The sequence below is a fragment of the Umezawaea sp. genome (assembly GCF_036375055.1).
GTDB lineage: Bacteria > Actinomycetota > Actinomycetes > Mycobacteriales > Pseudonocardiaceae > Umezawaea.
Genome location: NZ_DASUSQ010000038.1, coordinates 93,272 through 119,617, shown reverse-complemented (window position 1 = coordinate 119,617; position 26,346 = coordinate 93,272). Strand labels below are relative to the sequence as shown.

General features: G+C 70.6%; 24 protein-coding genes. 15 read left to right on the top strand and 9 right to left on the bottom strand.

Annotated elements, in window-relative coordinates:
- The first annotated feature begins 12 nt into the window (after nucleotides 1–12).
- On the top strand, nucleotides 13–930 hold the full coding sequence (dapA, locus tag VFZ92_RS11895; protein ID WP_330875916.1) for a 4-hydroxy-tetrahydrodipicolinate synthase: 918 nt from the start codon (nucleotides 13–15) through the stop codon (nucleotides 928–930).
- Complete coding sequence (locus VFZ92_RS11890; RefSeq protein WP_330875915.1) at nucleotides 927–2,606, top strand: ribonuclease J; 1,680 nt, start codon at nucleotides 927–929, stop codon at nucleotides 2,604–2,606. Before dapA ends, VFZ92_RS11890 begins: the two co-directional genes overlap by 4 nt.
- Nucleotides 2,607–2,852: 246 nt before the next feature.
- Here VFZ92_RS11890 and VFZ92_RS11885 read toward each other — a convergent pair whose 3' ends face one another.
- Nucleotides 2,853–3,311 (bottom strand): MarR family transcriptional regulator, encoded by a 459-nt coding sequence (locus tag VFZ92_RS11885; protein WP_330875914.1) that lies wholly within the window; start codon nucleotides 3,309–3,311, stop codon nucleotides 2,853–2,855.
- A gap of 92 nt (nucleotides 3,312–3,403) precedes the next feature.
- On the opposite strand from VFZ92_RS11885, the gene VFZ92_RS11880 reads away from it, so the two are divergent.
- A complete protein-coding gene (locus VFZ92_RS11880) occupies nucleotides 3,404–6,469 on the top strand; it encodes an efflux RND transporter permease subunit (RefSeq protein ID WP_330875913.1) in 3,066 nt (1,021 codons plus the stop codon).
- Nucleotides 6,470–6,550: 81 nt separating this feature from the next.
- On the opposite strand, the gene VFZ92_RS11875 is transcribed toward VFZ92_RS11880, so the two are convergent.
- The gene (locus tag VFZ92_RS11875; protein ID WP_414719870.1) at nucleotides 6,551–7,411 is read right to left on the bottom strand and encodes a lysophospholipid acyltransferase family protein; all 861 of its coding nucleotides are present in this window, start codon (nucleotides 7,409–7,411) and stop codon (nucleotides 6,551–6,553) included.
- 108 nt (nucleotides 7,412–7,519) lie between these two features.
- Between VFZ92_RS11875 and VFZ92_RS11870 the strand changes: the two genes are divergently transcribed.
- Complete coding sequence (locus tag VFZ92_RS11870) at nucleotides 7,520–9,976, top strand: FtsK/SpoIIIE family DNA translocase (protein ID WP_330875910.1); 2,457 nt, start codon at nucleotides 7,520–7,522, stop codon at nucleotides 9,974–9,976.
- A 45-nt stretch (nucleotides 9,977–10,021) separates the two neighbouring features.
- On the opposite strand, the gene VFZ92_RS11865 is transcribed toward VFZ92_RS11870, so the two are convergent.
- From VFZ92_RS11865 to VFZ92_RS11855, 3 genes are all read right to left on the bottom strand, one after another.
- Nucleotides 10,022–10,504, bottom strand: a complete 483-nt coding sequence (locus tag VFZ92_RS11865) for a phospholipase (protein ID WP_330875909.1) — start codon at nucleotides 10,502–10,504, stop codon at nucleotides 10,022–10,024.
- A 240-nt stretch (nucleotides 10,505–10,744) separates the two neighbouring features.
- Nucleotides 10,745–11,623, bottom strand: coding sequence for a MerR family transcriptional regulator (locus VFZ92_RS11860; RefSeq protein WP_330875908.1), 879 nt, complete (start codon nucleotides 11,621–11,623; stop codon nucleotides 10,745–10,747).
- Nucleotides 11,624–11,658: 35 nt separating this feature from the next.
- Nucleotides 11,659–12,177 carry an amino-acid N-acetyltransferase gene (locus VFZ92_RS11855; RefSeq protein ID WP_330875907.1) on the bottom strand — a complete coding sequence of 173 codons (519 nt, stop codon included), beginning with the start codon at nucleotides 12,175–12,177 and terminating at the stop codon, nucleotides 11,659–11,661.
- A gap of 140 nt (nucleotides 12,178–12,317) precedes the next feature.
- On the opposite strand from VFZ92_RS11855, the gene rimO reads away from it, so the two are divergent.
- The 7 genes from rimO to VFZ92_RS11820 all read left to right on the top strand — a co-directional run bounded on the left by rimO (nucleotide 12,318) and on the right by VFZ92_RS11820 (nucleotide 19,334).
- Nucleotides 12,318–13,733: a 30S ribosomal protein S12 methylthiotransferase RimO gene (gene rimO, locus VFZ92_RS11850; protein ID WP_414719874.1), complete on the top strand. Its 1,416-nt coding sequence runs from the start codon at nucleotides 12,318–12,320 to the stop codon at nucleotides 13,731–13,733.
- A 68-nt stretch (nucleotides 13,734–13,801) separates the two neighbouring features.
- A complete protein-coding gene (gene pgsA, locus VFZ92_RS11845) occupies nucleotides 13,802–14,335 on the top strand; it encodes a CDP-diacylglycerol--glycerol-3-phosphate 3-phosphatidyltransferase (RefSeq protein WP_330875960.1) in 534 nt (177 codons plus the stop codon).
- A complete protein-coding gene (locus VFZ92_RS11840; protein WP_330875905.1) occupies nucleotides 14,332–14,808 on the top strand; it encodes a CinA family protein in 477 nt (158 codons plus the stop codon). The genes pgsA and VFZ92_RS11840 overlap by 4 nt, the downstream gene beginning before the upstream one ends.
- A 155-nt stretch (nucleotides 14,809–14,963) precedes the next feature.
- Entirely contained in the window at nucleotides 14,964–15,395 is a 432-nt protein-coding gene (locus VFZ92_RS11835; RefSeq protein ID WP_330875904.1) for a helix-turn-helix transcriptional regulator, read from the top strand.
- Nucleotides 15,396–15,684: 289 nt separating this feature from the next.
- Nucleotides 15,685–16,545, top strand: coding sequence for a PspA/IM30 family protein (locus VFZ92_RS11830; RefSeq protein ID WP_330875903.1), 861 nt, complete (start codon nucleotides 15,685–15,687; stop codon nucleotides 16,543–16,545).
- A gap of 12 nt (nucleotides 16,546–16,557) precedes the next feature.
- On the top strand, nucleotides 16,558–17,355 hold the full coding sequence (gene pspM / locus VFZ92_RS11825) for a phage shock envelope stress response protein PspM (RefSeq protein WP_330875902.1): 798 nt from the start codon (nucleotides 16,558–16,560) through the stop codon (nucleotides 17,353–17,355).
- A 758-nt stretch (nucleotides 17,356–18,113) separates the two neighbouring features.
- A complete protein-coding gene (locus tag VFZ92_RS11820) occupies nucleotides 18,114–19,334 on the top strand; it encodes a uracil-xanthine permease family protein (RefSeq protein ID WP_330875901.1) in 1,221 nt (406 codons plus the stop codon).
- 12 nt (nucleotides 19,335–19,346) lie between these two features.
- Here the strand turns inward: VFZ92_RS11820 and VFZ92_RS11815 are convergent, their stop codons facing one another.
- The 4 genes from VFZ92_RS11815 to VFZ92_RS11800 are packed head-to-tail and all read right to left on the bottom strand — an operon-like array spanning nucleotide 19,347 to nucleotide 22,652.
- Nucleotides 19,347–20,372, bottom strand: coding sequence for a quinone-dependent dihydroorotate dehydrogenase (locus VFZ92_RS11815; protein ID WP_330875900.1), 1,026 nt, complete (start codon nucleotides 20,370–20,372; stop codon nucleotides 19,347–19,349).
- Between the two features lie 33 nt (nucleotides 20,373–20,405).
- Complete coding sequence (locus VFZ92_RS11810; protein ID WP_330875899.1) at nucleotides 20,406–21,191, bottom strand: Fpg/Nei family DNA glycosylase; 786 nt, start codon at nucleotides 21,189–21,191, stop codon at nucleotides 20,406–20,408.
- Entirely contained in the window at nucleotides 21,178–21,813 is a 636-nt protein-coding gene (locus VFZ92_RS11805; RefSeq protein WP_330875898.1) for a LysE family translocator, read from the bottom strand. The genes VFZ92_RS11810 and VFZ92_RS11805 overlap by 14 nt, the downstream gene beginning before the upstream one ends.
- Nucleotides 21,810–22,652: a ParA family protein gene (locus VFZ92_RS11800; RefSeq protein WP_330875897.1), complete on the bottom strand. Its 843-nt coding sequence runs from the start codon at nucleotides 22,650–22,652 to the stop codon at nucleotides 21,810–21,812. Before VFZ92_RS11800 ends, VFZ92_RS11805 begins: the two co-directional genes overlap by 4 nt.
- A gap of 106 nt (nucleotides 22,653–22,758) precedes the next feature.
- Here VFZ92_RS11800 and VFZ92_RS11795 point away from each other — a divergent pair, with 106 nt between their 5' ends.
- The 4 genes from VFZ92_RS11795 to VFZ92_RS11780 all read left to right on the top strand — a co-directional run bounded on the left by VFZ92_RS11795 (nucleotide 22,759) and on the right by VFZ92_RS11780 (nucleotide 26,342).
- Nucleotides 22,759–23,490, top strand: coding sequence for a class I SAM-dependent methyltransferase (locus VFZ92_RS11795; RefSeq protein WP_330875896.1), 732 nt, complete (start codon nucleotides 22,759–22,761; stop codon nucleotides 23,488–23,490).
- Between the two features lie 95 nt (nucleotides 23,491–23,585).
- Nucleotides 23,586–24,341, top strand: a complete 756-nt coding sequence (locus VFZ92_RS11790; RefSeq protein ID WP_330875895.1) for a hypothetical protein — start codon at nucleotides 23,586–23,588, stop codon at nucleotides 24,339–24,341.
- A gap of 200 nt (nucleotides 24,342–24,541) precedes the next feature.
- Nucleotides 24,542–25,123, top strand: coding sequence for a sigma-70 family RNA polymerase sigma factor (locus VFZ92_RS11785; RefSeq protein WP_330875959.1), 582 nt, complete (start codon nucleotides 24,542–24,544; stop codon nucleotides 25,121–25,123).
- A 610-nt stretch (nucleotides 25,124–25,733) separates the two neighbouring features.
- Complete coding sequence (locus VFZ92_RS11780) at nucleotides 25,734–26,342, top strand: sigma-70 family RNA polymerase sigma factor (protein WP_330875894.1); 609 nt, start codon at nucleotides 25,734–25,736, stop codon at nucleotides 26,340–26,342.
- Nucleotides 26,343–26,346: the final 4 nt, after the last annotated feature.

Here is a 26,346-nt window from a genome sequence, read left to right as displayed (position 1 = left end):
AGCGTTTGCCCCATGACCGGATGCCCGACCGCCTCACCCGGCCGCCCTTTCGGCCGCGTGCTCACCGCCATGGTCACACCGTTCGACGCCCACGGGGCGGTGGACCTGGACAAGGCGCAGCAGCTCGCCAAATACCTGGTCGAGCTGGGCAACGACGGTCTCGTGATCAACGGCACCACGGGCGAGAGCCCCACGACCAACGAGGGCGAGAAGACGGACCTGATCCGCGCCGTCGTCGACGCCGTGGGTGACCGCGCGACCGTCGTCAGCGGAGCAGGCTCGTACGACACCGCGCACAGCGTCCTGGCGGCCCAGCGGGCCGAGGCCGCTGGTGCGCACGGCCTCCTCGTGGTCACGCCGTACTACTCGCGGCCCACGCAGCGCGGCCTCGTCGCGCACTTCTCCGCGGTCGCGGACGCCGTCGACATGCCCGTGATGCTGTACGACATCCCGCCGCGCTCCATCGTGCCCATCGAGGTCGCCACCCTCCAGGAACTGGCGCAGCACCCGCGCATCGTCGCCGTGAAGGACGCCAAGGGCGACCTGCACGCTGGCCAGCGCGTGATGGCCACGACCGACCTGGCGTACTACTCCGGTGACGACCCGTTGAACCTGCCGTGGCTCTCGGTCGGTGCCGTCGGGGTGGTGAGCGTGATCGGCCACCTCGCCGCTGACCGCATTCGCACGATGATCGACGCCTTCGAAGCGGGCGACGTGGCGGGAGCGCGGGCGATCAGCCACGGCCTGCTGCCGTTGCTCCAGCCCTTCACCCGGATGCCGGGGGTCACCTACGCGAAGGCGGGGCTGCGGCTGCGCGGTGTCGACGTGGGCGACCCGAGGCTGCCGTTGGTGCCATCCACGCCGGACGAGATCGGTTCCATCTCCGCCGACCTCGCAGCCGCCGCCATTTCCCTTGGGGTTTCTGCATGAACGTTCCCACCCAGCCTCCGCCCGTGCTGCCCGAGGGCGGTCTCCGCATCGTCGCCCTCGGTGGCATCGGCGAGGTCGGCCGCAACATGACCGTGTTCGAGCACGCCGGACGGCTGCTCATCGTGGACTGCGGCGTGCTCTTCCCGGAGGACGACCAGCCGGGCGTCGACCTGATCCTTCCGGACTTCCGCGCCATCGAGGACCGCCTGGAGGACATCGACGCCCTCGTCCTCACCCACGGTCACGAGGACCACATCGGCGCGGTCCCGTTCCTGCTGAAGCTCCGCCCCGACCTCCCGGTCGTCGGCTCCCGCTTCACCCTCGCGCTGCTCACCGCCAAGTGCCGCGAACACCGCCAGGTCCCCAAGGTCGTCGAGGTCAAGGAGGGCGAACTCCGCTCCTACGGCCCGTTCGACCTGGAGTTCTTCGCTGTCAACCACTCCATCCCGGACGCACTGGCAGTGGCCATCCGCACCCCGGCAGGCCTGGTCCTGCACACCGGCGACATCAAGCTCGACCAGCTCCCGCTCGACGGCAGGCTCACCGACCTCGCGGGCTTCTCCCGCCTGGGCGACGAGGGCGTCGACCTGTTCCTGGTGGACTCCACGAACGCCGAGGTCCCCGGCTTCGTGGTCCCGGAACGGGAGATCGGCCCGGTCCTCGACAACGTCATCCGCAAGGCGAGCCAGCGCGTCATAGTCGCCTGCTTCGCCAGCCACGTGCACCGCGTCCAGCAGGTCCTGGACGTGGCGGTCGCCCACGGCCGCCGCGTCGCCCTGGTGGGCCGCTCGATGGTCCGCAACATGGGCATCGCGGCGGAGCTGGGCCTGCTCAAGGTCCCCAACGGCCTCTTCGTCGACCTGGACGAGGCCATGCGCCTCCCGGAGAACGAGGTCCTCTTCGTCTCCACCGGCTCCCAGGGCGAGCCCCTGTCGGCGCTGTCGAGGATGGCCAGGGGCGAGCACCGCCAGATCTCCATCCAGGCGGGCGACACCATCGTCCTGGCCAGCTCCCTCATCCCCGGCAACGAGAACGCCGTTTTCGGAGTCGTCAACGGCCTGGCCAGGCTCGGTGCCACGGTCGTGCACCAGGGCAACGCCAAGGTCCACGTCTCCGGCCACTCGCCCGCGGGCGAACTGCTGTTCCTCTACAACGCGGTCCGCCCGAGCAACGTCATGCCGGTCCACGGCGAATGGCGCCACCTCCGCGCCAACGCGGCACTGGCCGTCAGCACCGGCGTGGACCCGGAACACGTGGTCATCGCCGAGGACGGCGTGGTGGTGGACCTCATCGACGGCAAAGCGTCGGTGGCGGGTCGAGTGGTGGTGGGCCACGTCTACGTCGACGGCCTCTCGGTGGGCGACGTGGGCGAGTCGACGTTGTCGGACAGGCTGGTCCTGGGCGAGGGCGGCTTCATCTCCATCAGCGTCGCGATCGACAGCAACAACGGTCGCGCGGTAAGCCCTCCCACCGTCTCCGGCCGAGGCTTCTCCGACGACCCGAAAGCACTGGACCAGGCGGTGTCCTTGGTCGAAATGGAACTGTCGAGGACAGAGGCGGAAGGCATCACGGACACCCACCGCATCGCCCAGGCGGTGCGCCGCGTGGTGGGCCGCTGGGTAGCGGAAACCTACAGGCGCAGGCCGATGATCGTCCCCACGATCATCCCGGTCTGAGAAAACAAACCAAGACAAGCCAAAACTGGGGCCACCTGAGGGTGGCCCCAGTGGCATTTTCCGGCTGAACGGATGCCATTCGCCAACCTGGGCGGGACGAGTGTCCTGAAGCAGTGGCCGATTTTGCTCGGGGGATTCGACCCTTGAAATTGGTCGGGCCCGAGGCCCCGTTCCTGCCCTTTGGGCCCGTCCCAGTCGAATACCCAAAACAAGGGTCCCGCCCAGCCCTGCACGCCAGAAGCAACCTCACCCACACCGAGCAGCTTCATCGGCGGCAGCCTCAGCCAGCCGATTCACGATCCGCTCCAGGGCCAGCAGGTCCTCCCCCTCCAACGTCCCCAGCAACCCCCGGAAGTGCTCAGTCCCGGCAGCTTCCAACCGAGCCACCAGAGCCCGCCCGTCCTCGGTAGGCTCAACCAGCCGAACCCGTCGATCGCTCGGATCCTCCCGCCGGCCGACGAGGCCCTGCGCGACCAACCGGTCGACCAACCCGGTCACCGTCGCGGACCCGACGCCGAGTCCCCGCACCAGTTCCTGGCTCGACCGAGCCCCGCCCATCGACAGCATCAACAGCACCTTCAACTGCTGCATGGTCAGGTTGACCTGCAACAACGGGTTCGTGTGGGTAGAGGCGACGAGTCTCTGCAACCGCTGCTGGGCCAGTACCACCCGGTCAACCAGTTGAGCCTTCGCCGCGTCCCGCACCACCTGAAGGTAACAGCTCGACCAACGTCGGATAATATTTCGCCTCGCGCTAAATATCTGTCCCAGGCTAAACGTCTAGCTGGAGTCGCCGCATGACCTCGTTGGCCAGACTGAGCCTCGCCAACCGCGCCCTGGTAGCGCTGGTGGCGATCATCGCCACCGCGTTCGGGATCTACGCGATCCCGTCCCTCAAGCAGGAACTGCTGCCCTCGCTGGAGTTCCCGGCCGCCGTGGTCATCGCCCCCTTCCAGGGCGCCAACCCGGAGCTGGTCGAGGAACAGGTCGCGAAGCCGATCGAGACCGCCGTCCGCGGCGTGGCGGGCGTCACCGACGTGACGTCCACGTCCCGCGACGGCGCCGCCACCGTCCAGGTGCAGTTCGACTTCGGCCTGCCCGTGGCGGACGTGGTGAACGACCTCCAGCAGGCGTTGACCCGCATCCGCACCCAGCTCCCCGAAGGTGTCGACCCGCAGGTCGTCGCGGGCAGCACCGACAACCTCCCGGCCGTCGTCCTCGCGGTCAGCGCCGACACCGACCAGCGCGAGCTGGCGGACGAGGTCTCCAAGACCGTCCTCCCGGAACTCCAGGCGCTGACCGGTGTCCGCGAAGCCGCCGTGACCGGTGCCCGCAAGCAGAACCTGTCCATCACCCCGGACCCGGCCAAGCTGGCGGCGGCGAAGATCGCGCCCACGGCCATCCCGGAAGCGTTGCGCGCCAACGGTGTCTCCATCCCGGCGGGCACGCTGACCGAGGGCGACAAGAGCCTGAGCGTCCAGGTCGGCGGCAAGCTGTCCACTGTGGACCAGGTGCGCGAGCTGCGCGTGTCCGGTGCCCGCCTCGGCGACGTCGCGACGATCGAGCGGACGCCGGCGCCCGCCACGTCCATCACCCGCACCAACGGCAAGGACAGCCTCGGCATCTCGATGACGCTGGCGCCGGACGGCAACGCCGTCGCGCTCTCCCACGAGGTGCGCGACAGGCTGCCGCAGCTCGCCTCCGCGCTCGGCGGTGGCGCGGCGCTGACGATCGTGTTCGACCAGGCGCCGTTCGTGGAGAAGTCCATCGAGGGCCTCACCTCCGAGGGCGCGCTGGGACTGCTGTTCGCCGTCCTGGTGATCCTGGTCTTCCTGTTCTCCGTCCGCTCCACGCTCGTCACGGCGGTCTCCATCCCGCTGTCCGTGCTGGTCGCGCTGATCGCCCTGTGGATCGGCGACTACTCGCTGAACGTCCTCACGCTCGGCGGCCTGACCATCGCCATCGGCCGCGTCGTCGACGACTCGATCGTGGTGCTGGAGAACATCAAACGACACCTGTCCTACGGCGAGGACAAGCGCAGGGCCGTGCTCGACGGCGTCCGCGAGGTCGCGGGGGCGGTGACCGCGTCGACGTTGACGACGGTCGCGGTGTTCCTGCCGATCGCCGTCGTCGGCGGTCTGATCGGCCAGCTGTTCTCCGCGTTCGCCATCACCGTCACGGTCGCGCTGGTCGCCTCGCTGCTGGTGTCGCTGACCGTGATCCCCGTGCTGGCGTTCTGGTTCCTCAAGCCGGGCAAGGACGACGGCCCCGAGGCCGCCGAGCGCGAGCGGAAGAACGTCCTCCAGCGGATCTACGTCCCGATCCTGAGGTTCGCCACGCGCAGGCGCCTGACCACGGTGCTCATCGCCGTGGTCGTGTTCGTCGGCACGCTCGGCCTGGTTCCGCTGCTCCAGACCAACTTCATCGACTCCTCCGGCCAGAACACCCTGAGCCTCAAGCAGGAGATGCCCGTCGGCACCAGCCTCGCGGCCACCGACGCGGCGGCCAAGAAGGTCGAGGACGTGCTCGGCGAGGTCGAAGCCGTCGAGACCTACCAGGTCACCATCGGCTCGCAGCAGGGCTTCGCGGCCTTCGGCGGCGGAGGGAACTCGGCCACCGCGTCGTTCTCGATCACCTTGCGGGAGGGCACCGACACGCCCGCCGTCGAGGCGGACCTCCGCGAGCGCACCAGGTCCCTCGCCGACGCCGGTGACATCACCGTCGGCGCGGGCGGCGGTGGCGGCGGGTTCAACGCCAACACCGTGGCCGTGTCCGTCACGGCGGCCGACACCGACGTGCTGCGCCGGGCGTCCGACCAGGTCCGCGACGCGGTGCAGGGCACGGCGGGCCTCACCGACGTGACCAGCGACCTCGGCGACAGCGCGCCGCGCGTCCAGATCACGCTCGACCGCGCGGCGGCGGCCCCGACCGGTCTCACCGACGCCGCGGTCGGCCAGCTCGTCGCGCAGGCGTTCCGCGGTGCGACGATCGCGCAGCTCACGATCGACGGCGAGCAGCAGGACGTGGTGCTGCGCGGCGCCCCCGCTCCGACGGACCTGGAGCAGGTCAAGGCGCTGCCGCTGGCCGGTGGGCTCAGGCTCGGCGACATCGCCTCGGTGACGCAGGTCGACGGCCCGGTGCAGATCAAGCGGGTCGACGGCGACCGCAGCGCGACGGTGTCGGCCACCGCTACCGACCAGAACATCGGCGCGGTCACGGCGGAGCTCCAGAAGAAGCTCGACGGCCTCACCCTGCCCGCGGGCGCCGCGTTCTCCATCGGCGGCGTCAGCGCGGACCAGCAGGCGGCCTTCGGCGACCTCGGCCTCGCGCTGCTCGTGGCCATCGCGATCGTGTTCCTGATCATGGTGGTCACGTTCCGCAGCCTCGTCCAGCCGCTGATCCTGCTGGTGTCCATCCCGTTCGCGGCCACCGGCGCCATCGCGCTGCTGCTCGCGACGGACACCGCGCTGGGCGTCCCCGCGCTGATCGGCGTGCTGATGCTCGTCGGCATCGTCGTGACCAACGCGATCGTGCTGATGGACCTGATCAACCAGTACCGGGCACAGGGGATGGGCATCCAGGAGGCGGTGGTCGAGGGCGGCAGGCGCAGGCTCCGCCCGATCCTGATGACCGCCGCGGCGACCATCTTCGCCCTGGCCCCCATGGCGCTGGGCATCACCGGCAGCGGCGGGTTCATCTCGCAGCCGCTCGCCATCGTCGTCATCGGCGGCCTGGTCAGCTCGACCCTGCTGACCCTCGTCCTGGTGCCGACGCTCTACACCGTGGTGGAGAACACCAAGGAGCGCTTCCGCCGCAAGCCCGCCGAGGCGGACGAGCCGGAACGCGAACTGGTGCACAGCTAGTCGCCGTCGGCGCGTGGAGCCCCAGGGCCTCCACGCGCCGACGTGCGTCACCCCGATTCCCGGCGTGACGCGGTTTCCCGGTCAGCCGCTGTCCGACAAGCCGTGCCCCGCGTCGTCGACAGGGCGCCACGGGCTGCTGCCCGTCGTCGGCCTGGTCGGGTCCTGGAACCTCGGCAGGTCCGGCTCGTCAGCTCGCAGCGGCACCAGGCCCGCCGTGATGGCGCGCATGATCCGCTCGTGGGCCCGCCGCGCGTCGCCCGCCCGGCCCGCCGACAGGTCCGACAGGTCGACCGGGGCGCCGAAGTGGACCTTCAGCGCGGGCCGGGTGCGGATCGAGCGCCACCACGAGGTCGCGTAGGGCAGGAGGTCGCGCCAGCCCTCCGGGTGCAGGTTGCCCCAGTACATGGCCTCGTGCGCGCCCCACTGGCTGATCGGCACGACGACCGCGCCGCTCGTCAGGGCGATCCGCGCCACACCGGTCTTGGCGCGTTCTGGCCACAGGCCGGGGTCGAGGCTGATGCGGCCCTCGGGGTAGACGGCGATCGGGTCGCCGCCCTCGCGCAGCGCGTCGACGCTGCGCTGCATGGCCTCGCCGACGTTCGCCGAGCGCCGGTCGACCCGCAGGTGACCGGACGCCTTGAGCAGCGGACCGATGACGGGGGCGTCGAGCAGGCCCCCCGCCAGCATGAACCTCGGCGCGACGCGGATCCGGCGGCACGCGGCGACCAGCACGAGCGGGTCGAGGTTGCCGATGTGGTTGGAGGCCAGCAGCAGGGGGCGACCGCGCAGGGACGCGGGGATGTCGCCGGTGACGTGGAGCCGTCCGGTCACGCCGATGACGACGCGGTCGACCGCGATCAGCACACGCCACAGAAGAGGGGTGGACACGGCGGGCAGATTACGGCGTGTCGGAGGTTCGCTCTGGGCGTTCCGGGCAACCATGAGGCTGGACCTTCTCATGCCCGCTCGGGTGTGCGGCCGCCGGTGATCTCTCTGGTGCCGGTGTGACTGGAATGACCGGAGTGACGAAAAGGAATACGGTAGGACGCTATGGCGGGCCGAACGGGGACCTCGCGCAAGGGCACGACACGCGGCAAGACCGGGTCGAAGCCCCGGTCCAGCACGTCCGGGACACGGGCCAAGGCTCCGGCGCGGAAGGCGCCCGCCCGCAAGGCGCCCGCGCGCAGGTCGTCCGGCGGCGCGACCGTCGGAAGGGCTTGGGGTCTGCTGGGCCGCGGCGTCGGCGGCGCGGTCCGCGCTGTCGGCCGCACCAAGGACCTCGACCCGGCGCACCGCCGTGACGGGTTGGGGCTGCTGCTCATCTCGCTGGCCGTGATCACCGCCGCGGGCGTGTGGTGGCGGTCGGGCGGCCCGGTCGGCGCGTGGGTCGACGTGGCCGTGCGCAGCTCCGTCGGCAACGCGGCCATCGTGCTGCCCGCCGTGCTGCTGGCGGTCGGCGTCATCCTCATGCGCACCGAGCCGAACCCGGACACCCGGCCGCGCCTGGTGGTCGGCGGCCTGCTCGTCGGCGTCGCCGTGCTCGGCCTGCTGCACATGCTGGGCGGTCTCCCGGCCGAGCCGGTCGCCCGCCGCACGGCCGGTGGCGCGCTCGGCTACCTCTCCGGCGGGTTCCTGGCCCAGGGCCTCACCACGTGGGTCGCGGCACCGCTGCTGATCCTGGTCGGCCTCTACGGCGTGCTCGTGTTCACCGGCAGGTCCGTGCGCCAGGTGCTGGAGGCGCTCAAGCCCGGCGACGTCGAGGACTTCGACGCCGACGAGGACCTCGACGACCTCCCGGAGGAGGGCAAGACGGTCAAGCTGCGCAGGCCGTCGCGCAACCGCCGCCAGGCCGCGGCCAAGGACACCGTCCAGCCCGAGCTGCCGCTGGACGAGGAGGAGGACGAGACCCCCGTCCCGCCGCCGCGCCGCAGGCCGAGGGAGAAGGTGCCCGCGGCGGTGGCGGCCGAGGCCGTCGAGAGGCCGAGCAAGGAGCCGCTCGTCTCGCGGGCCGTCGAGGGCGACTACAAGCTGCCGCCGCCGACGGTCCTGAAGGACGGCGACGCGCCGAAGACCCGCAGCAAGGCCAACGACCTGATGATCGAGGCCATCTCCGGCGTCCTCGACCAGTTCTCGATCGACGCCCAGGTCACCGGTTTCACCCGCGGCCCGACCGTCACGCGCTACGAGGTGGAGCTCGGGCCCGGCGTGAAGGTCGAGAAGATCACCGCGCTGACCAAGAACATCGCGTACGCCGTCGCGACGGACAACGTGCGGCTGCTCGCGCCGATCCCCGGCAAGTCCGCCGTCGGCATCGAGGTGCCCAACAGCGACCGCGAGATGGTGCGGCTCGGTGACGTCCTGCGCGCGCCGTCCACGATCAGCGACAACCACCCGATGCTCATCGGGCTGGGCAAGGACATCGAGGGCAACTTCGTCACGGCGAACCTCACGAAGATGCCCCACCTCCTGGTGGCCGGTTCGACCGGTTCCGGCAAGTCGAGCTTCGTGAACTCGATGCTCGTGTCGCTGCTGGCGCGGGCCACCCCGGACGAGGTCCGGATGATCCTGATCGACCCGAAGATGGTCGAGCTGACGCCGTACGAGGGCATCCCGCACCTGATCACGCCCATCATCACCCAGCCGAAGAAGGCCGCCGCCGCGCTGGCCTGGCTGGTGGAGGAGATGGAGCAGCGCTACCAGGACATGCAGGTCAACCGGGTGCGGCACATCGACGACTTCAACCGGAAGGTGAAGTCCGGCGAGATCACCGCGCCGCCCGGCAGCGAGCGCGAGTACCGGCCGTACCCCTACATCATGGCGATCGTCGACGAGCTGGCCGACCTGATGATGACGGCCCCGCGCGACGTCGAGGACGCGATCGTCCGCATCACCCAGAAGGCCCGCGCCGCGGGCATCCACCTGGTGCTGGCGACGCAGCGGCCGTCGGTGGACGTGGTGACCGGCCTGATCAAGACCAACGTGCCGTCGCGGCTGGCGTTCGCCACGTCGTCGCTGACCGACTCGCGGGTCATCCTCGACCAGCCAGGCGCGGAGAAGCTGATCGGCATGGGCGACGCGCTGTACCTGCCGATGGGCGCCTCGAAGTCGGTGCGCGTGCAGGGCGCGTTCGTCGGCGACGAGGAGATCACCGAGATCGTCGACTTCGTCAAGAACCAGGCGCAGCCGGAGTACACGGACGGCGTCACGGCGGCGAAGGCGGGGGAGAAGAAGGAGATCGACGCCGACATCGGCGACGACCTCGACCTGCTGGTGCAGGCCACCGAGCTGATCGTCACGTCCCAGTTCGGGTCGACGTCGATGCTCCAGCGCAAGCTGCGCGTCGGCTTCGCCAAGGCGGGCAGGCTGATGGACCTGCTGGAGACGCGCGGCGTGGTCGGCCCGTCGGAGGGCTCGAAGGCCCGCGAGGTGCTGATCAAGCCGGACGAGCTGGACTCCGTGCTGTACCTGATGCGCGGTGGTGGCGGGCCGGAGCCCGACGACGACTGACCGGTGCCGGGGCGGGCCGGGAGAAGGCCCGCCCCGACGGCCGGACTACTTCGCGTACGCCGCGGCCTTCGCCTGGACGTTGAACTTGGCGACCGCGTCGGCGGTGCTCACCGAACTCGCGCCGAACTCGCGGACGGCCGCGTAGTACAGGTCGGCCGTGCGGTTGCACGCCCAGTTGCCCGCGCACTGGAAGTACATGTCGGACTTGAAGTTGTTGTCGATCCTCAACCGGCTCGTCTCGTTGAACCGGTTCTGCCGCTTGTAGTTGCGGTAGCCGAAGTCGTGGCGGTGGCACGCGGGCAGGAACTTGAAGCCGAACGGGTTGTCCGGCGACCACGAACAGCCGTCGTCCGACCAGTCGAGCTGGTCCGCGTTGGGCCGCTGGGCCTTGAGCGCGCTGAACTGCGCCAGCGTCTTGCTGAACAGGTAGTTGTCCGTGACCGCCGGGGCGTCGATGGCTTGGGCCGTACCGGCCCCGAGCACCAGCGCCAGCACGGCGACGAACGCGGCGACGGTGGTGCGGGACATGCGGCGCAGGGAATTCGCGAGCAAGTTGTGCCCCCTCGTGAGTAGTTGTGATGTGGTTCATACATCTACTCGTGGCACCTATGTCACCCCTATACGGCGTAAAAATCGACAACAATGGGTGAATCGTCGAGAGCCTTGCCCCAGGGGTAAAAGTTCTTGACCCGCGACCGCATTGTGCGGCGCCCCGCGGGGGTTCGGGAAAACGAATTGAAGATCACCGCGCGACGCCGTTCGGAGGAGCTACGAGATCGTCTCGTCGTGGTCGTCGCCCCGGTCCAGGAACCGGCGGATCTCCGGCTCGTCGGGGATCTCCTCGCGAGGTTCGGGGTCGACCAGCCGCTCGGCGATCGGGACCGCCTCGTCCGCCCACGCGGGCTGGAAACCCTCTCCGGGGAGGAGGCCGTGCCTGCGGGCGAACTCCTCGGCGGAATCGCGGATGGACTCCCGCAGCGTGCCGATGACGACGGTTTCGGCCGTGTAGGTCAGTTCCACGAGCAGGGCGCGGACGCGGTCGAGCTGGTCCTCCTCGCCGGTGGTGGCGGCCAGGTGCGGCCAGAGCCTGCGCTCGAAGATCTCGACGAACTCGCCGGCGATCCGGTCCGTCTCGTCGCGCAGGACGGTGAACTTGTCCAGCACGTCGTCGCTCGGCAGCCCGAGGCCCGTCAACCGGTTGCCCGCGTCGAGCGCCCAGCGGCGGCAGTGCGGCCAGCCGTGGCGCCACCGGACGAGACCCAGTTGCAGCGCGCGGCGCAGCAGCCGCGGCCGGAGGCTGCCGGTGGGGACGAGCCTGCTGATGTCCCGGACGCGGATGCGCACCCAGTCGTCGGGGCCCTCCGCGTCGCCGACGCCGAGGACGGCGGCGACGCTCGCGCCCTTCTCCCGCGCCGCCACGAGTTCCGCGATGGCGGGCAGCGAGAAGCCCCTGGCCTGGAGCCGCTGCACGAGCGTGAGGCGTTCCAGGTGCGACGCGTCGTAGTGCGCGACGCGACCCTGCCTGCGCGGCGGGTGCAGCACGCCCTTGGTCTGGTACATGCGGATCGTGCTGCTCGGCAGCCCCGCCCGCGCGGCGAGTTCGTCGACCGTCAACTGCTCGCCGCTGGGTGGGGACACGTCAGCCATCCTGGGTGCGTGGCACTCGCACAGTCAAGACTCTTCTAGTGTTCGTTAGAACGGTCGAGGTGGAGCAGCATCCGCGAGTTCCCCAGCGTGTTCGGCTTCACGTAGGACAGGTCGAGGAACTCGGCGACGCCCTCGTCCACCGAGCGCCGGATCTCCTCGTACACCTCCGGCGACACCGGCGTCCCGTCGATCTCGACGAAGCCGTGCTTGCCGAAGAACTCCGTCTCGAAGGTCAGCACGAAGATCCGCGACAGCTCCAGCTCCCGCGCGACGGTCACGAGCTGCGCCACGATCCGGTGACCCAGGCCCCTGCCGAGCGCCGCCGGGTCGACCGCGACCGTCCTGATCTCGGCCAGGTCCTCCCACAGCACGTGCAGCGCGCCGCAGCCCCTGACGACCCCGTCGACCTCGGCCACCCAGAACTCCTGCACGTCCTCGTACAGGGTGACCAGGGGTTTCTCCAGCAGGACCTTGCCGACGTACTGGTCGACCAGCGCCTTCATCGCCCGCACATCGCTGGTGCGGGCCCTTCGCACGACTACGCCACCGCTCACGACCGCTGAATTTAGTGCCGCGCCCGAACTTCGCCGGTGTCACGTGTCCCACTGGCGTGGAGGGAGTGAATTCCAGTCAACGAGCCCTGGCCGGTTACCCTGGGCGCGTGTCCACTCCCACCACGTCCAAGCGCGTAGCCATGCTCACTCTCGGGTGCGCCCGCAACGAGGTCGACTCGGAGGAGCTCGCCGGGCGGCTGACGAGCGGCGGGTGGGAACTGGTCGACACCGACGACGGCGCCGCCGACGTCGTGGTGGTCAACACCTGCGGTTTCGTCGAGTCCGCGAAGAAGGACTCCATCGACACGCTGCTGGCGGCGTCGGACAGCGGCGCGAAGGTCGTCGCGGTCGGCTGCATGGCCGAGCGGTACGGCGCGGAGCTGGCGTCGAGCCTGCCCGAGGCCGACGCGGTGCTCGGCTTCGACCACTACGCGGACCTCGCCGCGCGGCTGGACGACGTGGCCGCGGGCCGCTCGATCGAGTCGCACAAGCCGGTCGACCGCCGCACGCTGCTGCCGCTCACGCCCGTGCAGCGGCCCGCCGCGGTCACCAAGGACGACGTGCAGGTGCCCGGCCACGGCTGGGGCCCCACGAAGGTCATGCGCAAGCGCCTGGACACCGCTCCCGTGGCGCCGCTGAAGATCGCGTCCGGCTGCGACCGCCGCTGCTCGTTCTGCGCCATCCCGTCGTTCCGGGGCTCGTTCGTGTCGCGCCACCCCGACGAGGTCGTGGCCGAGGCCCGCTGGCTGGCCGAGCAGGGCGTGCGCGAGCTGTTCCTGGTGAGCGAGAACTCGACGTCCTACGGCAAGGACCTGCCGCGCGACCTGGGCGGGGGCAGCGCGCTGGACCTGCTGCTGCCCCGGCTCGCCGAGATCGAGGGCGTCGACCGCGTCCGCGTGTCCTACCTCCAGCCCGCCGAGACGAAGCCGGGCCTGGTCAAGGCCATCGCGACCACGCCGGGCGTCGCCCAGTACTTCGACATGTCGTTCCAGCACTCCAGCGAGTCGGTGCTGCGCCGGATGCGCCGGTTCGGCTCCACGGACTCGTTCCTCGGCCTGATCAGGCAGATCCGCGAGCTGGCGCCCGAGGCGGGCATCCGCAGCAACGTGATCGTCGGCTTCCCCGGTGAGACCGAGGAGGACGTGGCCGAGCTGGAGCGCTTCCTCACCGAGGGCATGCTCGACGCCGTCGGCGTCTTCGGCTACTCCGACGAGGACGGCACCGAGGCCGAGGACCTGCCGGACAAGCTGGACCAGGACACCATCACCGCCCGCGTGACCCGGCTGACCGCGCTGGTCGAGGAGCTGACCTCCCAGCGCGCCGAGGACAGGGTCGGGCAGGAGGTGGTCGTCCTGGTCGAGCACGAGGAGGACGACGAGTCCGACTGCGTCGGCCGCGCCGCCCACCAGGCCCCCGAGGTCGACGGCGAGTGCGTGGTCGTGGACGCCGAGGGCCTCAAGGTCGGCGACCTCGTGCGCTGCGTCGTCGACTCCTCCGAGGGCGTCGACCTGGTCTGCACCCCGATCGAGGTCCTGCCGAGGGGCGGTCCCCGGTGACGGACGTGGGCGGGGACCCGCCCACAGCGACACCGGTCCCGCTGCTGAACATCGCGAACATCCTCACGATGTCCCGGCTCGTGCTGGTGCCGGTGTTCCTGGCGGCCCTGTTCGCCGCGGACGGCCAGCAGACCACGTGGCGGCTGGCCGCGTTCGCGGTGTTCGCCGTCGCGTCGTTCACCGACCACGTGGACGGCAACCTGGCCCGCAAGCACGGCCTGATCACGGACTTCGGCAAGATCGCGGACCCGATCGCGGACAAGGCCCTCACGGGCGCCGCGCTGGTCGGGTTGAGCCTGCTCGGCGAACTGCCGTGGTGGGTGACCGTGGTCATCGCCGTCCGCGAGGTCGGCGTGACGCTGCTGCGGTTCTGGGTGATCCGGCACGGCGTGATCCCGGCCAGCCGGGGCGGCAAGGCCAAGACGCTCGTGCAGGTCCTCGCCATCGGCCTCTACGTGCTGCCGCTGCCCTCGCTGCTGGTCCCGGTGGCCGAGGTGCTCATGGGCGCCGCGGTGGTCCTGACCGTCGTGACGGGCGTCGACTACGTCATCCGCGCCGTGCGGCTGCGCGCCCGAGGGCGCCGCGCCGTGGCGGGCGCGTGACCGACCCGGCCGCCGTCGTCGCGCTGCTGCGCGCCCGCGGCGAGACCGTGGCGACGGCCGAGTCGTTGACCGCCGGTCTCGTGACGGCCGCCCTGACGTCCGTGCCGGGCTCCAGCGCCGTCGTGCGCGGCGGCCTCGTCGTCTACGCGACCGACCTCAAGCACGCGCTCGCGGGCGTGGACGAGGCCCTGCTGGCCGACCACGGCGCCGTGCACCCCGAGGTGGCCCGTCAACTCGCCGAGGGCGCCCGGACGCGCTGCGGGGCCACCTGGGGCCTCGGACTGACCGGTGTGGCCGGACCGGACCCGCAGGACGGCGTCGAACCGGGCACCGTGCACGTCGCCGTGTCGGACGCGACCGGGACCTCGGTGGAGACGATGACTCTGGGTGGCGATCGTCACGAAGTGCGCTCCGCGTCCGTCGACGGCGTGCTCACCCTCCTGCTGAACCGGCTGACCAGCGCTTCCGGGTGACGTGCCCGGTGGATTCCGTTGCCGAACGGTGAACGGGCCGGGAACTCGACGGCCTCGCCGCTCGTTCGCCCTTGGCGGACGTGTCCCGAAGTAACTGCCCGTTGTCCGGGTGTATCGGTAACGTGGGGGCACGGCCGGCCGGAAGGAGGCGCGCGATGACCGTGCTGCTACGCGAGGCGATCGGTGATCGGCTCCGCCATGCCCGCACCACCCAACGCCGCACGCTGCGCGAGGTCTCCAGGACCGCCCGTGTCAGCTTGGGGTACCTGTCCGAGGTGGAGCGTGGCCGCAAGGAGGCGTCCAGCGAACTGCTGGCGGCGATCTGCGAGGCGTTGGACCTGCCCCTGTCCGAACTACTGAACCGGGTCGCCAGCGACATGGGCGCCCTGGAGCCGGTCACCAGCCCGGCGGCGCTCACGAAGCGTCCCGAACCCGCCAAGGCGGGGCTGGAACCGAGTCTCGACCCCGGCACCCTGGTGCCGGCGGTGGTCGGAAACGACCTGTCCGACCTGCGGCTGCAGCCCGTTCTCAGCCACAGGCTGTCCACCTCGATCAGTCCACCACGCGGTGCCGTGGTGGCGGCCTGATCCACACACGCGATCACAGCGCCGAGCGGGGGACACCCCGTCTCGGCGCTGTCGCATACAACGAGTTGGCCACGCCGGGTGGGGGTTGCCGACCATCCCCGCACGCGACGGGGCAGGATTGACCACGCCGACGACGAAAGTCGCGGGGCGGTCTCAGGGTGATCCCGGATATCTCCCCAGGTCGGTGGAAGCAGCGCGGCACAACTGACACGATGGAACCAACACCGGCACCGGGTCGTTGCCAATCACGAGCGCGAGCCAGGAAGTACGGAGAAGGCAGGCGTAGGAGATGGCCAACCCTTTCGTGAAGGCGTGGAAGTACTTCATGGCGGCGTTCTCGTCGAAGATCGATGAGCACGCCGACCCGAAGGTGCAGATCCAGCAGGCCATCGAGGAGGCACAGCGGCAGCACCAGGCGCTGTCCCAGCAGGCGGCCGCGGTCATCGGCAACCAGCGCCAGCTCGAAATGAAGCTCAACCGCCAGCTCGGCGAGGTCGAGAAGCTGCAATCCTCCGCCCGCCAGGCGTTGGTGCTCGCCGACGAGGCCAGGGCGAAGGGCGACGAGAAGAAGGCCGGGGAGTTCGAGAACGCGGCCACCTCGTTCGCCACCCAGCTCGTCACCGCGGAGCAGGGCATCGAGGACCTGAAGACGCTGCACGACCAGTCGCTCCAGGCCGCGGCCCAGGCGAAGCAGGCCGTCGAGCGCAACGCGATGGTCCTCCAGTCCAAGCTCGCCGAGCGCACGAAGCTGCTCAGCCAGCTGGAGCAGGCGAAGATGCAGGAGCAGGTCTCCTCGTCGCTGCGCCAGATGACCGAGCTCGCCGCACCGGGCAACACCCCCTCCCTCGAAGAGGTCCGCGACAAGATCGAGAAGCGGTACACCACCGCCCTCGGGTCCGCGGAGCTGGCGCAGAACTCCGTGCAGGGCCGGATGCTGGAGGTCCAGCAGTCGACCACGCAGATGGCGGGCTCGTCCCGCCTGGAGCAGATCCGCGCCTCGATGGGCGGCGGCAAGGTCGCGGGCGAGGTCACCAGCGGTTCGTCGGCAGGCAGTGCCGCGAGCATCCAGCAGGAGATCGCCGCGCGCGTGCAGCAGTCGCAGCAGACCCAGCAGATGCCGCAGCAGAACCCGCCCGCTAGCCAGGGCTGACCGGGGGCGTAGATGAACCACGGGATGGGGCCCCGCAAGAAGACCGCGGGAGAGATCGCGCAGATGGTCGGCGGTCAACTTCAGGGCCCCGTCGCGGACCAGGTTCGCCGACGTCTGGACGCCTGGAACAACCCGGTGGCCAAGCTCGACCGCCGTCACCGGCGGGCCGGGCGGGCGATGACCGTCTGGTTCAGCCTGCTGGCCGTGCTGAGCGTCATCGGGTTGTTCACGTTCCTCGGCGTGTTCGAGGTCGGAGTGGGCGTCGGGGCGGCCGTCGGCGGGGCGGTGGTCGCCGTGCTGGCGTTCCGAACCGGGTCCAAGATGCGACAGCTGTCCGCCGCGAAGCAGAAGCTGGCGCTGACGGCACCGCCACCGCGCGTGCCGCTGCCCTCGCACTCCTCGGCGGCCAGGCAGCCCATGCAGCGGCTGGAGGACGCCGAGGAGACGTTGCAGGAGCTGCTGCGCCAGCTGGACTCGGTGTCGCTGACCTCCGTGCCGTCGGAGTCGGTGGACCAGGCCAGGGCGACCAGCGTGGAGGCCGCGGCGGCGATCCGCGCGGTGTCGGCTCAGTTGCAGGCCGTCGAGAGGGCCAGGGACACGGCACCGCCTCTGGACCGCGCACCCCTGATCGAGGGCGTGCGACGGCTGCGCGGGCAGTTGGACGAGGGCGTGGACGGGTACTGCGCGCTGGTCGCGACCGCGGGCCGGGCCTTGGCCGCGAGCACGGCGGTGGACAACCGGCACGCCCTGGTGGACGCGACCGACCACCTGGCCGGCCTGGCGTCCGCTTTGCGCGATTTGTCGCGTTGACACGTTCCGGGGTGGCCGCGGCTTCCAGCCGGGTGTGGCCGATGTGACCTGGGGCCCCTGGACTTGACCCTTTGATCGGGCTGAGGGGCAGGTGGTGGCAACCTGCCCGATCAACAAGGGTAAGGATCGAATCCCCTGGGTAAAATCGGCCACGGTCCAGGGCGCCCGCCTCATTTTCCCAGGTCAATAGGCCCTTGTCGCTGCTTGTGGTCTGTGGTGCTGAGTGACCGCTCGCTGTGGGGTTCCGGACCGCGTGGCCGATTTCACTGGGGGATTTGAGCCTTCAAATTGATGATCGGGCAGGCATTCAGGGCCGCACCTCGTCCCGATCAAAGGCTCAAATGAGGGGTCCCCAAGTCACATCGGACACAAAGTCCCGATCGCCTGCGGTGATCCCGTTCTTGACGTGCGCACCGACGAGACGGCGCTCACTCCTGGTCACCACCCCCCGCCCCCACGCTCATCTCAAGATCCACGCACAGTAAGCTGAGTCAAGCGCTCCCCCCGCCCATCGGCTCGGGACCATCTGCTCGCACGCCACTACGTCACCAAGCGTAGTCAAGTTGGCCCGAACCTGTGGTTCAACCGAACAATCTTAGTGCCTTCGTGTGATTATCAGACCGTTATATAGCCTTATTGGCTACTTGGCGTGGCAGGATTCCGAAGTCGGACAGGGGCGTCCGGCCGAGCTGCCGGGAGGGCATTGAGTGGCGTTGTGGACCGTGCACGGCGATGGTCGGGTCACCGACGATGAAGCCGTGGCCGCACAGGAGCGGTTGAGCTGGCCGCTCACGATGAGCTTCGGCGCCCAACACCTGGTGGCGATGATCGGCGCTACCGCCGTGGTCCCCGCCGTCACCGGTTTGCCCGTCAGCACCACCCTGCTCTTCTCCGGCCTCGGCACGCTGCTGTTCCTCCTGCTCACGCGCAACCGGGTGCCCAGCTACCTCGGCGCGTCGTTCGCGTTCATCGCCCCGCTGGCCGCGTCCCGCGAGGACGGTGTCGCCGCGCAGCTCGGTGGTGTGCTGGTCGTGGGCCTGCTGGTGGTCGTCGTCGGCATCGCGGTCAAAGCGCTGGGCGTTCGGCTGATCGACTCGGTGATGCCGCCCGTCGTGACCGGCGCGGTGGTCATCCTCATCGGACTCAACCTGTCGCACTCCGCCACGGACTCGTTCTCCAGGCAGCCGCTGCTGGCCGCCGTCACCATGGGCTTCATCCTGCTGGCGGGCGTGCTGGGGAAGCGGCTGGTCTTCCGCCTGTCCGTCCTCTTCGGCGTGGCGGCCGGCTGGGTGCTGGGCGGTCTGCTCGGCGAGATCCCCGCCGACCGGCTCCGCGCCCTGCGCGACGCGGCCTGGGTGGGGCTGCCCGACTTCCAGACGCCCGAGGTGCGGCCGTCGGTGACGCTGCTCTTCCTGCCCGTCGTGATCGTCCTGGTCGCCGAGAACGTCGGGCACGTCAAGGCCGTGGCCGCGCTGACCGGGCGGAACCTGGACGGCAGCGTCGGCGACTCGATCATCGCCAACGGACTCTCGACCCTCCTGGGCGGTCTGGGCGGCGCGTCCGGCACCACCACGTACTCCGAGAACATCGGGGTGATGGCCGTGACCAAGGTGTACTCGACGGCGGCGTGCGCGGTGGCCGCGTGCGGGGCCGTCCTGCTGGCGTTCTCGCCGAAGTTCACCGCGGCCATGGCGACCGTCCCGCCCGGTGTGCTCGGCGGCGCGACCCTCGTCCTCTACGGCTTGATCGGTCTCATCGGCTTCCGCATCTGGATGGACAACAGGGTGGACCTGACGAACCCGGCCAACGCGCTGGTCGGTGGGGCCGCGCTGGTGGCGGGGGTCGGCGACCTGACGATGAAGCTGGGCAGCATGGAGCTCGGCGGCCTGGTCTGGGGCTCGCTGCTGATCGTGATCCTGCACCCGGTGATGCGCTGGCTGGGGGCCGCGCGCCCGGCCCAGCAGGGGCGGCCCTCGTAGCCCGGTGGACGTCTACCGGCCGACGAGGGCCTTGTTGACCCGGTGCACCAGCCCCGGCCCCTCGTAGATGAACCCGGTGTACACCTGCACGAGGTCGGCCCCGGCGTCCACCATCCGCAGGGCGTCGTCCGGGCCGAGGATCCCGCCGACGCCGATGATCGGCAGCCCGCCGCCGGTCTCCTTGCTGACGAACCGCACCACCTCGACCGCCCGCGAGGCCAGCGGCCGTCCGCTCAGCCCGCCCGCCTCGCCCGCGAGCCCCTGGTCGGCCGCGGCGAGCCCGTCGCGGCCGAGCGTGGTGTTGGTGGCGATCAGCCCGTTGATCCCGTGCTGGTCGCACACCTCCAGCAGCTCCGCGATGGCGTCGTCCGTCAGGTCCGGGGCGATCTTCACCAGGATCGGCTTCCGCACGCCCCCCTGCGCCAGCTCGTCCGCGGTGGACGTCAGCTCGCCCAGCAGTTCGGTCAGGGCGGTCCGGTCCTGGAGGCTGCGCAGGCCCGGCGTGTTCGGCGAGCTGATGTTGACGGCGAAGTAGTCTCCCCGGCGGTACAGGGTCCGCAGCGAGGCGCGGTAGTCCTCCACGGCCTCCTCGACCGGGGTCACCTTCGACTTGCCGAGGCTGATGCCCAGCGGCACCCTCAGCGGCCCCAGCCGCTCCAACCGGTCCGCCAGCGCCTGCGCGCCCGCGTTGTTGAAGCCCATCCGGTTGATGATCGCTTCGCTCTCGCGCAGCCGGAACAGCCGCGGTCGCGGGTTGCCGGGCTGCGGGTGGCGGGTCACGGTGCCGACCTCGACGAACCCGAACCCCATCGCCGCCCACGCGGGCAGGGCGCGGCCGTCCTTGTCCATCCCGGCCGCGAGCCCCACCGGGTTCGGGAACCGCACGCCGAACACCGTGCGCTCGTTGCGGGTGCCCGTGCTGAACCGCAGCGCCGGGCTCAGCCGCGACAGGGCGCCGAGGGTGGTCTCGTGGACCCGCTCCGCGTCCCCGCCGTGCAAGCGGAACAACGCCCCGCGGATCACGCGCTTGTAGACCACCGAACGACCTCCTGGAAGTAGACCCAGGTCAGCCTACTGTTGGCAGGTCGGGCACCAGTACGAGATCCGCGCCATGTAGTCGTCGCCCTGGGTCTGCACCCTGATCCGGTCGCCGCACCGGCGGCACGGCTTGCCACCGCGCTCGAACACCCAGTGCTGGTTCCCGCGCCCCCGCTGCCCGGTCGTGCTCTGCTCCGGCGCCCACGCGTTCGCGAGCAGCAGCTTGCGCGACAGCTTCACGGCCTCGACCGCGTTCACCGCCGACACCGGCGCCCACGGCGACGCGCCCAGCAGGAAGCACACCTCGGTCTTGTAGAGGTTGCCGACGCCCGCCATCACCCGCTGGTCGAGCAGCGCGGGGCCCAGCTGCCGCGTCGGGTCGGCGCTGAACCGCCGGACGGCCTCGTGGAGGTCGGCGTCCGACCAGTCCTCGCCGAGCAGGTCGGGGCCGAGGTGGCCGACGAGCGACTTCTCCTCGGCCGTGGGCAGCAGTTCCATGTCGTGCAGGGCGAACCCGATCGCGATCCGGTTCTCGACCTCGATGATCGCCCGCACCTGGTGGGCGGGCCGCTGCCACTTCTGGCCCGGCCGGTAGAGGTGCCAGGCGCCGTCCATCCGGAAGTGGCTGTGCAGGCTCAGCTCTCCGGAGAACCGCATGAGTATGTGCTTGCCCACCGTGTGCACCCCGAGCACGGAACGCCCGCTCAGGGCCCCGGAGGGCAGCCGTGGATGGCGCAGCTCGGCACGGAGCAGCGCTTTGCCGGCCAGCGCCTCGTTGAGGCGGTGGCCTGCCAGGAAAACCGTGTCACCCTCTGGCACTGGTGTCGAACGCCACCTTCAGGCCGAAGCCGATCAGGACGGACGCCGTCAGGCGCTCCGCCCACTCCTTGACGCGCGGCCTGGTGAGCACGACGGCCGCCCGTCCCGCCAACCAGACCACGACGAGCTGCCACAGCTGCCCGATGCCCACGTGGATGCCCACCAGCAGCGCCGCCCAACCCGTCGCGGTCGTGTCGGTCGGCAGGAACTGGGGGAGCAGGCTCAGGTAGAACACGCCGATCTTGGGGTTGAGCACGTTCGTGGTGAAGCCGATCCGCAGCGCCTGGGCCGGCGTCATCCGGACGGGCTCGCCCTCCTCCGGGGCCGACCGCCCGCGCCACGACCTCCACAGGGCCGACCCGCCGAGCCACAGCAGGTACAGCGCGCCCGCCCAGCGCACCACGTCGTAGGCGAACCGCGACGCCACCAGCAGCGCGGTGAGGCCCGCGACGCTCGCCGCGCCCCACACCAGGCAGCCCAGCGTCGTGCCGAACCCGCCCACGACACCCGCTCGACGGCCCCCGCCGAGCACCGTGCGCAGCAGCATCGCGGTGTCCAGGCCGGGCGTGATCGTCAGCAGGACCGCGGCGGTGCAGAAGGCGAGCAGGGCGGCACCGCTCACGCGTCGACCGCTTCCTGGATCTCCTCGTCGTCGAAGTCGCGGTGCACGGCCCGCCGCCTGCTGCGGCTGACCCGCAGCACCCGCGCGAGCAGCAGGTTGAACGCGAGCGCGACCTCGCGGGCGCCGGGCGTGCCCCACTCGTGGATCGGCATGCACGCGCCCTGCGCCTGCTGGACGGCCAGCCGGTCCGGCAGCGCGACCGGCATCACCAGCGGACCGAAGATGTCGCGCAGCTCGTCGATGCGGAACTGGTGCTCGTGCGAGCGCGGCCGGACCCGGTTCACCACGACGCCGAGCGGCTGGAGGTCGGCGTTGTTCTCCCGCTCGTTCTGCACGGCCTCGAACGCCCGCTGCACGCCCGCGACCGCGAACATCGTCGGCTCGGTGATCAGCAGAGCCCGGTCGGCCGCGACGAGCGCGGAGCGGGTGAGCTGGCCGAGCGACGGCGGGCAGTCGAGCAGCACGAGCTGGTACGGGTAGTCGTCGTCGCGGTCCTTGAGCAGGCCGAGGGCTTCGCGCAGCCTGCTCAGCCTGGTCTGGCCGGGGTCGGGGTGGTTGAGCGACTCCGCGTCCTCGGAGCCGGTCAGCACGTCGACCCCCTCGCCCCACGTGCTCGGGGCGATGGCCCGCTCCAGCACCTCCAGCGTGGGTTCTCTCAGGACGTCGTAGATGGTCGCCTCGGTCTCGGCGGGTTCGAGGGTCGACGTGGCGTTGCACTGCGGATCCAGGTCGATCACCAGCGTCCGCACGCCCCGGCGGAGCGCGGCCGAGGCGAGACCGAGCGCCACCGTCGTCTTGCCCACGCCACCCTTGAGGCTCAGCACTGCGACCGTATGCACGGTGTGCAGCCTACGGTCTTTACCAGATCGGGGAAGAACGTCGGTCGCCGCCCGACCGCCGGAGCGGACGGTCGAGGCCGTGTTCCAGGCTCTACGCTCTACGACCATGCGACCGGACGCCGTACACAGGGTGCTCGACGCCGAGCTGATCGCCGCGCGGGAGCGCCGGGGCGGGGAACCGCCCAGGGTGCTCGACGTCGGTGGCGGCACGGGCGTCTGGGCCGTGCCCCTCGCCGTGGCCGGGTGCGCCGTCACGGTCATCGAGCCCAGCCCGAACGCGCTGGCCACGCTGCACCGCCGGGCCCGCGAGGCCGGGGTGCCCGATCGCATCACCGCCGTCCAGGGCGACACCGACGCGCTCGGGGACCTCGCGCCCGCGGGCGAGGCCGACCTGGTCCTCGGTCACGGGCTGCTGGAGGTCGTGGACGACGCCGCGGTGGCCGCGTCCGCGCTGGCGGCGGCCGCCGCACCGGGTGGCGCGGTGTCCGTGCTGGTGGCGAACCGGTTCGCGGCCGTGCTGCACCGGGCCATCGCGGGACGCCTGGTCGACGCCCGCCGCCTGCTCGACGACGCCGCGGGCCAGCTCGCGGGCACCAAGGACCCGCTGCTGCGCCGCTTCGACATCGACGGCCTGGAAGCGCTGGTCATGGCCACCGGCCTGAAGGTCGAACTGCTCCAGGGCTACGGCGTGGTGTCCGACCTGGTGCCCGGATCCGTGCTGGAGTCGAGTCCCGGCGCCGCGGAGGCGCTCGCGGAGCTGGAGCTGGCGGCGGCCACGCGGTCCCCCCTGCGGGACGTCGCCGCACGCCTGCACGTCCTGGCCCGCCGACCGGCGTGAGTGAAATTTTCCTTCGTAAATCTTGTGAGGAAAGCGTTGGTCAGCGACATTAGGACCAGTGAAGGCCGCGGACGTGTCGACGTAGGGATCGGTGGATGGGTTTTGTCGAGGGCCCTCGGGAGCCGGCCGACCCGGTCTTAGAGGAACTCTCCAACCACGACGTCGACCGCTACTTCAGGTCGGGCGTGGACGAAGCGCACCGCGTCCGGGTCGACATGCTGCTGCACCAGCACTTCCGCGAACGCGGACTCGCCGACGGGGTGTCCAAGATGGTCCTGAACCAGCTCCTCGGCTACGGCCTGGAGTACGTCAAGGGCCTGGTGCGCTCCGGGGGGATCTTCGCGAGCTCCAGCAGGCAGGGGCGCGGCGTCCTGCGGCAGAACGTGCCGCCGCACGACGTCGAGGACCTGTCCAGCGAGGTCGTGTGGGACGGGTTCGAGATGTTCCGCGACCGCGGGCTGATCGGCGGCAGGTGGTCGCCGTACGACGGCCTGTCGCTCAAGCAGTACTACTCCAACGCCTGCGTCCTGACCTTCCCGAACACCTACCGCAGGTGGCAGCGGGGCAGGCGGGACTGGGTGGACGTGGAGCTGCTGGACGCGTGGTCGACCGTGGACCAGCTCCAGGCCGACCGGTCGGCCGAGGACACGGTGGTCACGCAGGCGGTGCTGGATTCGCTGTTCAAGCACATCGGGCACGGTGACGGCGCGCTGCTGGCACTCGTGCGCGGCGGGTACAGCCCCGCTGAGATCGGAGAGTTGATGCGGCTCAAGCCCCACACCGTGGAGGTCCGCATCTCGCGGGCGCGCGCGGTGGCCCGCCGGTACCTCAGCCGTGAAGGGGGCCTGTGATGGCTTCGTCGCCGATCGACGTCAGCGCTGAGCGGCACCGCAGGATCGTCGACTCCGAGGAGACCCTCGGCGGGTCCTCGCTGGGCGAGGTGGGCGCCGCGAGCCTCGTGAAGCGCGCACAGGGCACCAAGCTGGACGAGCTGGTCGCCCGCGCGGCCACCGGCAAGGCCGTCACCCCGGTGGAGCCCTCGATCGCCGTGCTGTCCGCGCGTCCCGACGACCTGGCCGTCGAGGTCGCGCTGGCCATCGGTGGCGACCGCGCGGCGGTGGAGCGCCTGCTCGGCTCGATCCGCCCGCTGGTGGTCCGCTACTGCCGCGCCCGCATCGGCCGCCAGGAGCGCTCGTTCGCCTCGGCGGACGACGTCGCCCAGGAGGTGTGCCTCGGTGTGCTGACGGCGCTGCCGTCCTACCGGGACCAGGGGCGCCCGTTCCTCGCATTCGTTTACGGCATCGCGGCGCACAAGGTGGCGGACTCGCACCGCGCGTCGGCCCGCAACCGCTCCGAACCGGTTCCGGACGTGCCGGACGGTCCCGAGGCCGAGCCCGGTCCGGAGCAGCGGGCCGTGCGCGGGGAGTTGTCGCGCGAGATGGCGGCGCTGCTCAAGGTCCTGCCGGAGAAGCAGCGGGAGATCCTGCTGCTGCGGATCGTCGTCGGCCTGTCCGCCGAGGAGACCGCCGACGCCGTCGGGTCCACGCCCGGCGCCGTGCGCGTCGCCCAGCACCGCGCCCTGACCCGCCTGCGCAAGGTGATCGACCCGGCGGACGTGCGGGACCGCGTCTGATCGACCCCGCGACCAGGTCGTTCCCCGGTCGCGTCCGATCAGTTCGCGTTCCTCCTCCGCAGAATTGCGGATAATAACCGCGTCATTAATTGTGTGCGATTAACGACGGCAAGTCGTTCCTGGTGAATCGCAGTCTTTCGATACCGGGTAGAGTCGCAATGGCCGCATTCATATTCCCTATGGATTCAATTTGCTTAAGAAAATCTCGTGAGTGTCGTCTTGTTTGGGGACATGTCCATAGGTGAACGTGGAAATGTCGTCGACGTAGGGATGGGCCGATGGGTGATCTCCTGGAGTGGTCCCAGGAGTCGAGGCTGGGGACGGCGCTACCTGGGGGTGCGTTGCCCGGCTCGCAGATCGGCCGGTTCGTGGGGAATGAATTGGTGACTGATGCAGTGCGCGTGGGTTTCCCGGACTTCGGCCGTGTTGGGCCGCTGAAATGCGGCGAAACCGCGTTGAGCAGCACGCACGCTGGGACCGTGCGCATTTCCAGGGCTCGTACGACCGCTCGTGCGCACATGAATTGCAAAGGGGGCCTGTGATGGCGGGTATTGGCAACGCTGTTATTGGGGCTGATCGTCCATCCCGCAACGACCTCCGCATCGGATCGGTGGCGCGCACCCCGGAGAAGGGGGGCGAGCGCGAACCGGAACCCGGAACGGACGACGTCGCCGCGGACGTCGTCGCCGCGATGAGGGGCGACCGGAAGGCGGTGGACGCCCTCCTGAGGGTGATCCGACCGCTGGCGGTCCGCTACTGCCGCGCCCGCATCGGCCCCCAGGAGCGCTCGTTCGCCTCGGCGGACGACGCGGCCCAGGAGGTGTGCCTCGCGGTCCTCAAATCCCTGCCGTCCTACCGCGACCAGGGGCGTCCGTTCCTCGCGTTCGTCTACGGGATCGCGGCGCACAAGGTGGCGGACGCGCACCGGGCGTCCTCGCGCAACCGCTCCGAGCCCGTCGCGGACGTGCCGGACCTCCCCGAGACCGACGCCGGTCCCGAGCAGCAGGCCCTGCGCGGGGAGCTGTCGCGCGAGATGGTGGAGCTGCTCAAGGTCCTGCCGGAGAAGCAGCGGGAGATCCTGCTGCTGCGGATCGTCGTCGGCCTGTCCGCCGAGGAGACCGCCACCGCCCTCGGGTCGACCCCCGGCGCCGTCCGGGTGGCGCAGCACCGGGCGCTGACCAAGCTGCGCAGGACGGTCACCCCCGACCAGATGCGGTAGGACG